Genomic DNA, 13,511 nt, shown 5'->3' with positions numbered 1-13,511 from the left:
TTCTTTATTAAATAAATTTAAACTCTTCTGATTATGGAAACACAAATCTCTTTTTCCAACCAGGAAAAATACCCACGCCAAGGGTTTATGCAACGGAATGCCTTGTCTGTCAAAATTATTTTAATCGGAGTTTTAATTCTCATTCTCCTGATTCCGCTTGCAATGATCCGGGGATTAATCTCGGAACGTTCCGAAACCGCCTCGGAAGCAACAACGGAAGTACAAAACAAATGGAGCAGCTCACAATTGGTAACAGGCCCTTTCATCAGTATTCCCTGCTATGAAAACTACGAAGAGACTTATTATGAAAACGGAGCCACGAAAATCAGGGTAAAGAAAGTCAAAAACTATATCCATATTCTTCCCGAGCTTCTGGATATTACAGGAAATGTAGAAACCGAAGAACTGAGTCGTGGTTTATACGATATTGTCGTATATAAAACGCCGTTAGTATTAAAAGGCAAATTTATCATCCCGGAACATTTCGAAACCACCATTTTGCCCGAAGACATAGCGCTTCAGCATGCGACCTTGAATCTGGGGATTTCCGATCTTCGGGGAATCAGCGAACAAATAACTGTCGACTGGGGTAAAGAAACGCTTCAATTCAACCCAGGATTACCTTCGGATTTTATTTTATCTTCGGGTGTTTCCTCCGTACTACCTCAACACCAAAAACTTCAGGCCGGAGATTCGATTGAATTTTCGATCCAACTACAGCTTAAAGGCTCAGAATCGATTCAATTCAGTCCCTTCGGTAAAACGACACAAATCCACCTAACCTCCAATTGCACTACCCCGAGTTTTACGGGAGCCTTTTTACCGGAGAACCGTGAGATTACGAACAGCGGTTTCACTGCCGACTGGAAGGTATTGAACCTCAACCGAAATTACCCCCAGGTATTCACCAGTAACCAGTACCACAATGAAGAAGAACTCTCTTCTTTCGGAGTCAACCTCTTATTACCCGTACAACAATACCAGCAATCTATGCGCTCCGTGAAGTATGCCTCCCTGATTATCATTCTTACTTTTGTGATCAGTTTTTTTGTGGAAGTGATGCAAAAAAAGAATATCCATCCTTTCCAATATTTACTGATAGGACTTGGCTTATGTTTATTTTATACGTTATTGATCGCCATTTCGGAACATCTGGGGTTTAATTTAGCCTATCTTATTTCAGCGATCATGACTATTATTCTATTGACACTATATATGCGGGGAATTCTCAAAATCCGGAAAACAGCCTTTACAATAGGCGGATTGCTGGCTCTATTATATCTCTATATCTTTGTATTGATTCAGATGGAGACTTACGCTTTATTAGCCGGTAGCCTCGGATTATTCATCATCCTGGCGGTCATCATGTATTATTCACAAAAGATCAACTGGAACGGAGGAATGAAATAGTAGAATTATTCCGGTCCTTGTTCGTCTTCGGTGTTCGTGTTCGGGGACCCGGTCGCTTCTGTCGGTCATCTACCTTTTTCTTTCACTGACCGGCGGAACTCCTCGCAAGCTCGTCAGACACCACCGGTCGGGCGTTCAGAAAAAGCAAGACGACACTCGCCGGAGCTCCAATGGTCCCCGAACACGAACACCTTCGACTCCCGTTGTCACTACCTGGCAAGCTAAACCGGACCTGAAAACCATAAATTTCAACGAAAAAAGATTTTCCGGTAAAGTAACCCAACTATCCATAATCCGATAGAGGTGAGCCGGTATTTTATTCTATAAAATTTTTCTAATTCTTCCTTTGCCAGGTCGTGTTAACGTGAGATGCAGGGTTTTGTGGCGGAAGACCATTGGAGCAGGAACGAGGGTCAGGTTAGGTTTTCCGAACGCCCGACCGGTGGTGTCTGAGCGAAGCGAGTTCCGCCGGTCAGTGAAGGAAAGCCTAACCTGACCGTTCCAAACGAACCAATCTGACGGCACAAAACCCGGAATCGGAATAGAATAAACCTACATTTTAGGTATCAGAAACTATATCAAGGCAACCATTTGTACGGTTTTAACGGTTTCCTGACTCAGATATTCCCCATCCGCCGTGTAATAAACGATCAATTTATTGCGATCGCCTTTCAGAATCAGTTTATAGACCGAATTCTCTTCAAAAGAAAACTGTTCAATAGCGTAAGCGACATATTTTGAAATCACAGCCGACTTGACAGCCTGGGGCAATTCTGTCCGTACTTCGTTCTTTTTTTCCACTTTCTGGAGTAAGGATTCTGAAGTAGGGACCAGATCTACGGCAAATGCAGATAATGTAAACGCCCCAACCACAATAGCGATCCATAATGTTCTCTTTATATTTTTCATGCTCCTTGTCTTTTAAAGTTTTTTCTGTTTTATATAGAAGACAAGAAAAATATATGCCACAAAAAACAGCAATGGTCAGAGCGGATACAAAAGCCTAAAAATCAAATCATTATCCCAAACGATATATTTCAAAAAATGGGGAATCGATTCCCCAACAGTGTGGAAAAGTGTGGAACTATTCCATTAATTCTGCTTCTGCCCGCCACACCTGCTCCGGCTTCCATTCCGAACTATGGCGTTCAAATTTCTCCCGAATCTGCTGCAAACACAGATTGCCGATACTTCCTTCATGGGTATGATGTAAAGGCCGGGAAGTATCCCCCCTATATTCTCCGAGCTGCACTTTTTCAGCGACCATCCGGTAAGCTTCGCGAAAAGGAATCCCCGCAGCGACTCTGTCATTTACTTCTTCAACCGTAAAGAGATAACTGTATTTTTTATCCTGAAGAATCAGCGGATTCAATTCGATTTCTTTCAACACCATCTCTGTCATAAACAGACAATCGGTCAGTTCTTTAAATGCCGGCAAATATATCTCCTTACTCAACTGCATATCCCTGAAATACCCGGAAGTCAGGTTCGCACAAAGCATAGCCATCTGTGTAGGCAGAGACTGAATCCGGTTGGTCTTCGCCCGGATCAACTCGAAGATATCCGGGTTTTTCTTATGAGGCATAATACTGGAACCGGTGGTAAACCGATCGGGAAGTCTGAGAAAACCAAAATTTCCACAAGCAAACAAACACACGTCTGCAGCCAGTTTCCCCAGTGTCGTCGCAACAGTAGCCAAAGCAAAGAGTACATTTTTCTCCATTTTCCCTCTTTGCATCTGGGCGTAAACTGAATTATAAGCCAGATCGCCGAATCCCAATAACCGGGTCGTCATCGTCCGGTTTAAAGGTACAGAAGAACCATAACCGGCTCCCGATCCCAAGGGATTGGTATTGACCATATCGTAAGCAGCTTTCAACATCAACAGGTCGTCTGCCAAAGACTCCGCATAAGCGCTAAACCACATGCCGAATGAAGAAGGCATAGCGATTTGCAGATGGGTATACCCCGGCATCAGAATATCTTTGTTGGCTTCTGCCTTTTCCATAAGCAAATGAAACAAGGAGGTCACCTGTTGCAGCACATCGATCAAGGCAGTACGGGTAAACAGTTTCAGATCGGTCAGTACCTGATCATTACGGGAACGCCCTGTATGAATCTTTTTACCGGCTTCCCCACACTTTCGGGTGAGGAGGCATTCTATTTGCGAATGGATGTCCTCTATCCCCGCCTCTATATGAAATTTTCCCTGTTCTATTTCAGCGAAGATATCTTTCAACCCTTGCGCCAAATCTTTCAATTCACCATCGGAAATCAGCCCGATATGATGCAGCATTTTTAAATGAGCCATATTACCTAATACATCGGCTTTCGCCAACATTACATCCAACTCTCTATCTTTACCGATCGTAAATTCTTCGGTGAAACGATCGATGTCGTATCCTTTATCCCAAAGTTTCATATGAGTATCATTTTAATTTTAACGATCCCCTGTCAGCCTCCCTCCCAGATCATTTTCCGGAGGATACCAGTAGGGTAACCGACCGATTATACATAGGCTTAAAAACAAAAGCCATCCAACAATTTAACAAAGAGCATGATTCCTTCCTCTATTTCATCCAATCCGATATATTCATCGGCCGTATGGCTACGGGCACTGTCCCCCGGTCCGATCTTCAGCGACGGATAAGGGATAACGGCCTGATTGGAAGTTGTAGGCGATCCGTAGGTTTTCAAGCCTAAATCCTTACACCGCAATACGATCGGGTGATCGATAGGAATAGCCGAAGAGTTGAGAGAAAAAGAACGGGGCCGGACTTCACTTTTCACATTTCTGCGAATCGTCTCGTAAATATCGGAATTCGTATAATATTCATTTACCCGGATGTCTACCATAAACCGGCATTCAGCCGGTACAACATTGTGTAAGGTTCCGGCTTCGATTCCGGTCACAGTCATTTTTACTTTACCTAATAAAGGAGATTCCTTCCCGAAGCGGTAGGACCTGAACCATTCGATATCGGATATCGCTTCGTAAATAGCATTCAGTCCTTCATTTCTTGCCGCATGTCCGGATTTTCCTTTCGCGACACAATCGACGACCATCAAACCTTTTTCAGCAATAGCTGCCTGCATGCCTGTGGGCTCACCGATCAGGGCCAAATCGATTTTACCTAAGTTGCCGACAATACGCTGTATGCCATTTTTTCCGGTATTCTCCTCCTCTGCCGACTCGAGACAAACCAGATTATAGGCCTGTTTCTTTTCTGCCAATTGTAGAAAAGCGGCCATCATGGCAACTACACTACCACCGGTATCGTTACTCCCCAAGCCGTATAATTTTCCATCTTCCACTACGGCAGTAAACGGATCTTTCTCCCAGTTTCCATTCGGCCGAACGGTATCCAAATGAGCATCCAGCAGAATCGTCGGTTTTACCGGATCGAAATTCCGGGATTTTACCCATACGTTATTTCCACTTCGTTCTGCGGAATATCCATGTTCTACCCACGTAGCTACCATCAAATCGGCTACCCGTTCTTCATTCCCGCTGAACGAAGGAATAGAAATCATTTTCTTTAAAAGTTCTATGGTCTCCATATTTCGTCTTTTATCTTAAAACCGTTCCCCCGTCCAAATGGCAGGGATCCGTCAAACGCACCGATTTTACTCCGGCCTTTATAGTTTTAAAAGCATTATCGAGTTTAGGGATCATCCCTGCATGAATCGCTCCTTGTTCCAAATATCCGGCATACTTTTCTTTATCGAGCACCGGGATCACCGAATCCGCATCGTTTACATCCAGCAATACGCCGGGTTTATCGAAACAAAATATCAATTCGGTATCATCGATCCGACTCAGAGCAACCGCCACAGCTCCGGCAACACTATCGGCATTGGTATTTAAGAGTTGTCCCGCTCCATCGTATGTAATCGGAGAAATGACCGGCATCACCTGCCGATGCAACAGACCGGCCAAAACCCCGGTATCCACGCGATCGATATCTCCGACAAATCCCCAATCGATTTCTTTCACCTCCCGCTTATGTGCCAGAATCACTTTTTGGTCACATCCTGACAGGCCGCAGGCATTCACATTCCGTACCTGTAAAGCTGCGACCAGTTTTTTATTCGCCCATCCGGCATAGGCCATCACGGCAACCTCCAGGGTTTCCCGGTCGGTAATCCGCCGGCCATCGATCATACGGGTCCTGATCCCCAAACGCGCAGACAATTGTCCGGCCATACTTCCCCCTCCATGTACCAATACACTATCCCGGTAGCAGGCGGATAATTCATCACACAAACCGTTCAATACAGCATCGTTCTCGATCAGTTTACCACCGATTTTTATTATTCTGATCATAAAGAATTTATTAAGTTTATAAAGTGATCCGTACCCCGAAGACACCAGGCTGCCAGGTACCGATCAGCGACTACAGGTCTCGCCGACCTTCTCCTGTAACCGAGCCATCCCATTGTCCATCGTTTGCCGGAAAGCCTTCAAAAATTCATCCACTTCTTTCCGGGTAATGATCAAAGGCGGAAGTAAACGAAGGGTATAATTTCCACTATATCCTGTCATTATCCGGTGTTCGGAGATCAATCTCTTCCGGACCTCTTCCTGTGAAATTTTCACGTCTACTCCTATCATCAAGCCTTTTCCCCGTACTTCCTTCACCCCCGGCATATTCTTCAATTCCTGAATCAGATATTTCCCCAAGCCGGCAGCATTATTGACCAAATATTCTTGTTGTATAACCTCCAATACTGCCAGAGCAGCGGCACAAGCCAGATGATTTCCGCCGAAAGTAGTCCCGAGCATTCCTTTACGGGCTTTAATCTTAGGCGAAATCAACAAACCACCTATCGGAAAGCCGTTGCCCATCCCTTTAGCCATCGTGATGATATCCGGTAAAACACCGGCATGCTGATGAGCGAAGAATTTACCTGTACGCCCATATCCGGATTGTACTTCGTCTACAATCATCAGAGTACCTGTAGAGGTGCAAAGTTCGCGCATCGACTGCAAGAAACCGGTATCGGGCATTTGTATACCACCGACTCCCTGTATACCTTCGACAATCACAGCAGCATAAGCACCGGTCTCCAGCTCGCTTTCCAATGCCTTCCGATCGTTCAATCCAATAAAAGTCACCTCATGACATCGGTTCAAGGGTGCTTGAATGGCCGGATTATCCGTCACCGCCACCGCCACACTCGTCCTACCGTGAAACGCAGCTCTCATAGCCAGTATTTTGGACCGGTCTGTAATGAAAGAGGCCAGCTTCAACGCATTTTCGTTCGCTTCGGCTCCACTATTGCAAAGGAATAAGTTGTATTCCGGATAACCGGAAACTTTTCCCAATAGCAAAGCCAATTCATCCTGTAAAGGATTCCTCACCGCATTCGAATAAAAACCGATCCGATTCAGCTGGCGAGTCATTTTCTCCACATATACCGGATGGCTGTGACCGATGGAAATCACGGCATGTCCTCCATAAAAATCAAGATATTTATCCCCATTTTTATCCCAGAGGTAAGCTCCTTTGGCTTTTACCGGTTCCAAATCCAATAAACTATAAACTTCGAATAATCCCATAATAAAAAAGGTAAAGGTAAAAAGCTGAAAGAAACATCGCTTCCAGGCTTTCAGTCAAAAATAGTTGGCCTTCAGACGGAGACCGGTTGTTTCTTCCAGGCCAAAAAGCAAGTTCATATTTTGAACTGCCTGGCCGGAAGCCCCCTTCAGCAGGTTGTCGATCACTGAAGTGATCAGCATTTGTTCGCCTTGCTTAGAGATATGAATATAGCAGTAGTTCGTATTCACTACTTGTTTCAGATACAACGGTTCGTCAGAGACATATACAAAAGGATGTGTATTATAATAAGCTTTATAAAGGGCTGTAATGCTTTCGATCGTAATATCCGTACGAATCACCGTATTGACCAGTATCCCCCGGGTATGGCACCCCCTCACCGGTACAAAAGCCAAATCGGGGAAGCCTTTTGCTCCTGCTCTCACCAAAGTCTCCCGGATTTCATCCAAATGCCGGTGGGTGAAAACCTTATAATTGGAGAGATTATTACAACGATTACTGAAATGAGTATCTGCTGTCGGCTTTTGGCCGGCACCGGTCGATCCGGTAATCCCCACAACAGTAATCTCTTCCGGTAAGCGCCCGATCGAAGCCAACGGAATAAGTCCCAGCTCGATGGCTGTAGCGAAACATCCCGGGTTAGCTACATATCGCCCCTTTCTAATCTCTTCACGGGACAACTCAGGCAGGCCATAAATAAAACCGTTGGACTCCTTTTCCAAACGAAAATCATTCCCAAGGTCGATAATCTTCACATTTGCAGGGATCGGATGAACATTCAGAAATTTTCCCGACACCCCATGTCCCATACAGAGAAAGAGTACGTCAATATCTGAAAAATCGATATCCGAGAAAACAAGCCGGGAATACAACAAATCTTGATGTACTTTATATACCGGCAATCCCTGGTGGGATTCACTCTGAATATATCTGAGTTCTGCTCCGGGGTGACCGATCAGTATCCGGATCAATTCCCCCGCTGTATAACCGGCAGCTCCGGCAATTCCTACTCTCATTGCAATTTATTTTCAGGGTTATAATCCATTTACTACATTGTATATCCGCAAAGGCATCGACAATATTTTAGTAAAGCCTTTCACATCGTCTGCTGTCCAGGCCTTATTCATTTCACCATACTCGGCAAATCCCGAATTCATGAGATCATGTTCCGACTCGATACCGATCAGATCGAAATGATAAGGCCGAAGGCGAATGAATACTTTGCCGCTTACTTTTTGCTGACTATTTTCTAAAAATCTTTCAATATCCCTCATCACAGGCTCTGAGTACATCGCTTCGTGGAGGAACATCCCGTACCAATTACCCAGTTGTTCTTTCCAATATTGTTGCCATTTCGTCAGTGTATGTTTTTCGAGCAATTCGTGTGCTTTAATGATCAGCATCGGAGCAGCAGCCTCAAACCCTACCCGTCCTTTAATCCCGACCAGGGTATCTCCCACATGGGTATCCCTACCGATCGCCCAGGCGGCACCGATCTCTTCTATTTTACGAATGGCAGCGATCCGGGAAATTTTCTCCCCGTTTACTCCTACGATCTCTCCCTGCCCGAATTCCAGCTCAAGTGATTCACAACCTTCTTTCACGAGAGGAGAAGGATAAGCCTTATCCGGTAAATTCGTATTGGAATGTAAAGTTTCTTTTCCCCCGACAGAAGTTCCCCATATACCTTTGTTTACCGAATATTCCATTTTCTTCCAATCGGAATGGACACCATGGGCTTTCAGGTACCCGATCTCCGTTTCCCGGGAAAGTCTCAGATCGCGTGTAGGAGTAATTACTTTCATCTCCGGGGCAAAAACAGCAAAACACAAATCGAAACGCACTTGATCGTTTCCTGCTCCTGTACTCCCGTGAGCGATATATTGTGCTCCCACTTTTTTTGCATAGTTCACGATAGCCAATGCCTGGAAAGTCCGTTCGGAGCTCACCGATACAGGGTAGGTTTTATTCCGCAAAACATTACCGAACACCATATAACGGATACACTTCTCATAATAATCCTCTGTCACATCCAGGTTAACATGTTCCTTCGCCCCCAATGCATAAGCTTTTTTTTCGACAGTTTTCAGCTCGGCTTCGGTAAATCCTCCGGTATTTGCCAAAGCGGTATATACTTCCAGGCCCAATTCTTCACTCAGGTATTTTACACAATAAGAGGTATCCAATCCTCCGCTATAGGCCAGTACTACTTTTTCTTTCATGGTTTTATCCTGACTATTAAATCACTTTTTTCAACAATTTTACAATCCTGTTGCTTTGTTTTTTCTCTTCCAGCTTTTTATCCGCTTCTCTTTTTGCAGCAACTTCGGGATCGTACACCATACCGGTACACAAGCATTTCGTCATATTCGTCCGGAGCAGGATATCATAATTGACACAGGATTTACATCCCGCCCAAAACTGTTCGTCGTCCGTCAGTTTAGCAAAGGTCACCGGTACATATCCCAATTCGGTATTGATACGCATCACTTGTTCACCGGTCGTCAAACCGAATAATTTTGCATGGGGGAACTTTTTTCTGGACAAATCGAAAGCAGCTTTTTTGATCCGCTTAGCGACTCCCATTCCCCGGTAAGACGGCTTTACAATCAATCCTGAATTAGCCACAAACTTTTCATGTCCCCAGGATTCGATATAACAAAATCCTACAAACTCTTCCCGGTTTAGAGCAATAATCGCTTTTCCCTGATTGATTTTATCGGCGATGTATTCGTCGGTTCTTCGTGCAATACCCGTCCCCCGGGCTTTTGCAGCCTCATCAATGGTATCGTTTATTACTTTTACATACTTCAAATGCCCGACCGAAGCAACCATAACATCTATTTTCATCTCACCTGAAAATTTTAATGATTTATATTGATATTTCTAAATTGTGCCTGAACGAACCTCTTCATTCAAACAACAGGACAAAGATATGCATAAATATTTATTATAAACAAATATTTATGCAATTATTTCATCACCATCCCGGAAAAACACTTGAATATAATCGAATTATTATTTAAAATAAATGCATAATTATCCACAAATCAGATTTATACCTTCTTTTTTTTCCCGTCATTTGCCGAGAAGAAGAGCGACAAAAACTAACAATACCTAAAAATAAAAGAATTTTAACTTATAATTTGTTACGCAAACGTTCTCGATTTAGAAAAATTTTCATAGTTTTGCTCCGTAACCGTTAACAAAAGATTTATGGAAGGAAATACGATACTTAATCCCAATCCACTGGTGAAATTCTTGAATAAGCCTCAAAAAGAGTTCACCAAAGCGGATATTATTCGATATGTGACGAAAAACGATATTGAAATGATCAATTTTCGTTATGCCGGAGCAGACGGACGATTGAAAACACTGAACTTCATTATTAACAGCCTGGAACACCTGGATAGCATTCTGACCTATGGTGAACGGGTGGATGGATCCAGTTTATTTCCTTATATACAGGCCGGTTCAAGCGATTTATACGTGATACCCCGTTACCGGACTGCCTTTTTGAACCCTTTCAGTGATATTCCTGCACTAGACATTCTTTGCAGTTACTATACGAAAGACGGTAAACCTTTGGAGAGCGCTCCGGAGTATACCCTTCGCAAGGCACACGAAGAGTTTAAGAAAGTTACCGGTATGGAATTTCAGGCTATGGGGGAACTGGAATATTATGTCATCAGCGAGAAAGAAGACTTATTCGAGACACCGGATCAGCGAGGATACCATGAATCTATGCCTTTCTGCAAATGGGCCAATCTCCGAAAGGAAGCAATGCGTGCCATCGCACAAGCGGGAGGACAAATCAAATACGGCCATTCTGAAGTCGGGAATTTCACGATCGGTAACTTGCAATACGAACAGAATGAGATCGAATTTTTGCCGGTCGATATAGAAGAAGCTGCCGACCAGTTGGTTATCGCCAAATGGATACTCCGGACACTTGCTTATCAATATGGGGTAGACCTGACCTTCGCACCCAAGATCACGACAGGAAAAGCCGGAAGCGGATTACATATCCATACCCGTCTGATGAAAGAAGGAAAAAACATGTATATCGAAAACGGTCAACTTACGGAAGCGGCCAAAAAAGCTATTGCCGGTATCTTGGAAATAGCTCCTTCTTTGACAGCTTTCGGTAATACAAATCCGACATCTTATTTTCGTCTGGTACCGCATCAGGAAGCTCCGACCAATATCTGCTGGGGCGACCGTAACCGTTCGGTGCTGGTACGTGTACCTCTGGGTTGGACACAGGGAGCCAATGAAATGATCACCGATGCCAATCCTCTCGAGCAAGCAGGCCATGCAGACCTGAGTACTAAACAAACCATAGAATTTCGTTGTCCGGACGGATCGGCCGATGTGTATTTGTTATTAGCCGGACTTGCAGTAGCCGCACGGCATGGTTTCGAAATGCCCGATGCCCTCCCATATGCAGAGGAACGGTATGTCAATGTCAACATTTTCGACGATGCCCATAAGCATATAGCAGAACGATTGAGCCATCTACCGACTTCTTGTGCAGAATCGGCCGAATGCCTCGCTAACCAAAGAGCCATATATGAAGCTCAGGGCGTTTTCAGTGCCAGCTTAATCGATGGAATGATCGACAAACTAAATTCATATCACGATAAAACCTTACGGCAAGACATCAGTAACCATCCTGAAAATATTCAGGCACTGGTGAAGAAATTTATCAATGCCGGATAAACTTATAACCAATTACTACTATCTATACCACAAACTTGAGAGACTGCCGGCAACGGCAGTTTTTTTATTCTCACCGAACCCGGATCCGGATAAAAGCGTTAAACAGAGAAAAATTCAACGCTATGAAAATTTATAAACGACCGGGATTATTACTTTTAGTTTTCTATCTGACTATTTCTGCTGTCTGGGGGCAGAAAAATGTAAAAGGTTCGGGATATGTCCTGACACAACAGCGTGAAACAGCAGATTTCACCAGTATCGAAATTTCCCGGGGAATCGATGTCGCTATCGTCCGGGGAGAAATGGAACCGATCACCGTAGAGGCTGACGATAACCTGTTTTCTTATATTAAAACTACGGTCAAAAACAAGGTATTAAAAATTTATATTCCGGACAGCGTAAATATCGTCAAATACGCTTCGATGAATGTATTGATCAGTATGCCGACCCTCGGGAGTCTGAAAGCCTCCAACCATTCCAGAATAGATGCCTGGCCTCAAATCTGGAACCTCCGGACAATCCGTCTGGAAGCAACAACCGGAGGCCAGATCCGGATCAGACTAAAAGCCGAAGATATTCAGGCAGAGGCACGCACCTCCGGAATCCTGGAGATCAAAGGAGAAGCCCAAAACTTACAAGCCATTTTGAAAACAGCAGCCCGTCTGGAAGCCCGGGAATTGGAAACTCAAAATGCGGACATCCAATTATCCATCGGAGCCAAAGCCGAGATACAAGTAAACCAACGGTTGACCTATGATTTATACGGGCATTCCCGCTTGGTTATAAAAGGGAATCCACAAATCGAAAATTCACATAATCATTCAGGAAGCAGAATCATAAAAGAAAAATAGTTAACCTAGAAAGTTGTGTATTTTGCTTAAAAATTATTGTCTTTAAAAAAGTGAACCGGAAAAACATTGATAATCCGTTAAAGATAGTATATGTTTGCAAACAAAATACGGAGTCGCATGAGCAAACCTATCTTTCTCACTTTTATACTGACACTGATAATTTCATGTGCAACCCACACCCCTAACCCGTCTTCATGGCTAGACAAGCGATCTACACCGGTAACTCAGGATTCGATCTGCCGTCTCATCAGCTATTGTCAAACCCAAGCCAATATCGGAATACAACATGGAAATTATGCCGAAGCCCTTTATTGGAAAGACGAAACCCTCCGATTGAAAGACACCCTCCTTTCAGTCCGGAATTCATCCGGCATCTCCCATACCCCGATGATAAACTACTCGCAAATCCTGTTACTCATCATCATTTGCCTATTTACTTTTTCCCTTATCTCTCTTTTCCTTTACTTCCGCCACCGGAAATTGAAAGTCCAGTATGAAAAATTATCCGAAACAATCAAACACCGGGAATGGAGTTTTATGATGACAAAAGAATTCATCACCGAAAATCATATTGCCTATGATGAACTGGAACGCCTGCTAAATCGGGAAAAAAGCCTCCATCATTTATCTTCGGAAAGTTACAAAAGACTTTACGAAGCTTTAATCCAGCAAAAAGCAAATTCTTCCGGGCGACTAATCTACCGGTTGACGAATTTTGACGGTAACTTCAGTATCCGGTTTCAACGCATGTTTCCCGAATGTAATACAGACGAATTATTATTAGCCAGTATGATTCACCACCAGTGGAGGATGACAGACATGACCACCATTTTCCACGCAAGCCCCGAAGCCCTGCGAAAGAGAAAAAACCGACTGGCGCATAAAATCTCGACGAAACTTCAAAAAGAAATCGATCTGGATGAGTTTCTGAAAAATTTATAAACTGGATTTTCTAACCGATAAAAAG

At 43.8% G+C, this 13,511-nt stretch carries 12 protein-coding genes; 4 read left to right on the top strand and 8 right to left on the bottom strand.

All coding sequences use genetic code 11. The features are described 5' to 3' along the window. Positions 1–33: 33 nt before the first annotated feature. On the top strand, positions 34–1,410 hold the full coding sequence (gene creD, locus ODOSP_RS14140) for a cell envelope integrity protein CreD (RefSeq protein WP_013612985.1): 1,377 nt from the start codon (positions 34–36) through the stop codon (positions 1,408–1,410). Between the two features lie 573 nt (positions 1,411–1,983). Here creD and ODOSP_RS14135 read toward each other — a convergent pair. The 8 genes from ODOSP_RS14135 to ODOSP_RS14100 form a co-directional block, all read right to left on the bottom strand. After that, entirely contained in the window at positions 1,984–2,319 is a 336-nt protein-coding gene (locus ODOSP_RS14135; RefSeq protein WP_013612984.1) for a hypothetical protein, read from the bottom strand. Between the two features lie 175 nt (positions 2,320–2,494). Then, positions 2,495–3,832 (bottom strand): argininosuccinate lyase, encoded by a 1,338-nt coding sequence (gene argH, locus ODOSP_RS14130; RefSeq protein ID WP_013612983.1) that lies wholly within the window; start codon positions 3,830–3,832, stop codon positions 2,495–2,497. A gap of 98 nt (positions 3,833–3,930) precedes the next feature. After that, the gene (locus tag ODOSP_RS14125; RefSeq protein WP_013612982.1) at positions 3,931–4,971 is read right to left on the bottom strand and encodes a M20 family metallo-hydrolase; all 1,041 of its coding nucleotides are present in this window, start codon (positions 4,969–4,971) and stop codon (positions 3,931–3,933) included. Positions 4,972–4,981: 10 nt separating this feature from the next. After that, positions 4,982–5,737, bottom strand: a complete 756-nt coding sequence (gene argB / locus ODOSP_RS14120) for an acetylglutamate kinase (RefSeq protein WP_013612981.1) — start codon at positions 5,735–5,737, stop codon at positions 4,982–4,984. A gap of 63 nt (positions 5,738–5,800) precedes the next feature. Beyond that, positions 5,801–6,973, bottom strand: a complete 1,173-nt coding sequence (locus ODOSP_RS14115; RefSeq protein ID WP_013612980.1) for an aspartate aminotransferase family protein — start codon at positions 6,971–6,973, stop codon at positions 5,801–5,803. 54 nt (positions 6,974–7,027) lie between these two features. Next, positions 7,028–7,987, bottom strand: a complete 960-nt coding sequence (gene argC, locus ODOSP_RS14110; RefSeq protein ID WP_013612979.1) for an N-acetyl-gamma-glutamyl-phosphate reductase — start codon at positions 7,985–7,987, stop codon at positions 7,028–7,030. 18 nt (positions 7,988–8,005) lie between these two features. Further along, positions 8,006–9,193, bottom strand: a complete 1,188-nt coding sequence (locus tag ODOSP_RS14105) for an argininosuccinate synthase (RefSeq protein WP_013612978.1) — start codon at positions 9,191–9,193, stop codon at positions 8,006–8,008. Between the two features lie 16 nt (positions 9,194–9,209). Next, positions 9,210–9,821: a GNAT family N-acetyltransferase gene (locus ODOSP_RS14100; protein WP_013612977.1), complete on the bottom strand. Its 612-nt coding sequence runs from the start codon at positions 9,819–9,821 to the stop codon at positions 9,210–9,212. A 366-nt stretch (positions 9,822–10,187) separates the two neighbouring features. Between ODOSP_RS14100 and ODOSP_RS14095 the strand changes: the two genes are divergently transcribed. From ODOSP_RS14095 to ODOSP_RS14085, 3 genes are all read left to right on the top strand, one after another. Beyond that, positions 10,188–11,693 carry a glutamine synthetase family protein gene (locus ODOSP_RS14095; protein WP_013612976.1) on the top strand — a complete coding sequence of 502 codons (1,506 nt, stop codon included), beginning with the start codon at positions 10,188–10,190 and terminating at the stop codon, positions 11,691–11,693. A 122-nt stretch (positions 11,694–11,815) separates the two neighbouring features. Next, on the top strand, positions 11,816–12,544 hold the full coding sequence (locus ODOSP_RS14090) for a head GIN domain-containing protein (RefSeq protein ID WP_013612975.1): 729 nt from the start codon (positions 11,816–11,818) through the stop codon (positions 12,542–12,544). A gap of 117 nt (positions 12,545–12,661) precedes the next feature. Further along, a complete protein-coding gene (locus ODOSP_RS14085; protein WP_095074715.1) occupies positions 12,662–13,486 on the top strand; it encodes a hypothetical protein in 825 nt (274 codons plus the stop codon). Positions 13,487–13,511 lie beyond the last annotated feature (25 nt).

This window comes from Odoribacter splanchnicus DSM 20712 (genome assembly GCF_000190535.1).
GTDB lineage: Bacteria > Bacteroidota > Bacteroidia > Bacteroidales > Marinifilaceae > Odoribacter > Odoribacter splanchnicus.
Note: the sequence above shows the minus strand (reverse complement) of the source record. Positions and strands in the feature narration are given on the sequence as shown.

Coding starts and splice junctions, on each gene's coding strand:
- creD (WP_013612985.1), top strand. CDS start 34: ATGGAAACACAAATCTCTTTTTCCAACCAGGAAAAATACCCACGCCAA.
- argH (WP_013612983.1), bottom strand. CDS start 3,832: ATGAAACTTTGGGATAAAGGATACGACATCGATCGTTTCACCGAAGAA.
- argC (WP_013612979.1), bottom strand. CDS start 7,987: ATGAGAGTAGGAATTGCCGGAGCTGCCGGTTATACAGCGGGGGAATTG.
- argB (WP_013612981.1), bottom strand. CDS start 5,737: ATGATCAGAATAATAAAAATCGGTGGTAAACTGATCGAGAACGATGCT.
- ODOSP_RS14105 (WP_013612978.1), bottom strand. CDS start 9,193: ATGAAAGAAAAAGTAGTACTGGCCTATAGCGGAGGATTGGATACCTCT.
- ODOSP_RS14135 (WP_013612984.1), bottom strand. CDS start 2,319: ATGAAAAATATAAAGAGAACATTATGGATCGCTATTGTGGTTGGGGCG.
- ODOSP_RS14090 (WP_013612975.1), top strand. CDS start 11,816: ATGAAAATTTATAAACGACCGGGATTATTACTTTTAGTTTTCTATCTG.
- ODOSP_RS14125 (WP_013612982.1), bottom strand. CDS start 4,971: ATGGAGACCATAGAACTTTTAAAGAAAATGATTTCTATTCCTTCGTTC.
- ODOSP_RS14085 (WP_095074715.1), top strand. CDS start 12,662: ATGAGCAAACCTATCTTTCTCACTTTTATACTGACACTGATAATTTCA.
- ODOSP_RS14095 (WP_013612976.1), top strand. CDS start 10,188: ATGGAAGGAAATACGATACTTAATCCCAATCCACTGGTGAAATTCTTG.
- ODOSP_RS14115 (WP_013612980.1), bottom strand. CDS start 6,973: ATGGGATTATTCGAAGTTTATAGTTTATTGGATTTGGAACCGGTAAAA.
- ODOSP_RS14100 (WP_013612977.1), bottom strand. CDS start 9,821: ATGAAAATAGATGTTATGGTTGCTTCGGTCGGGCATTTGAAGTATGTA.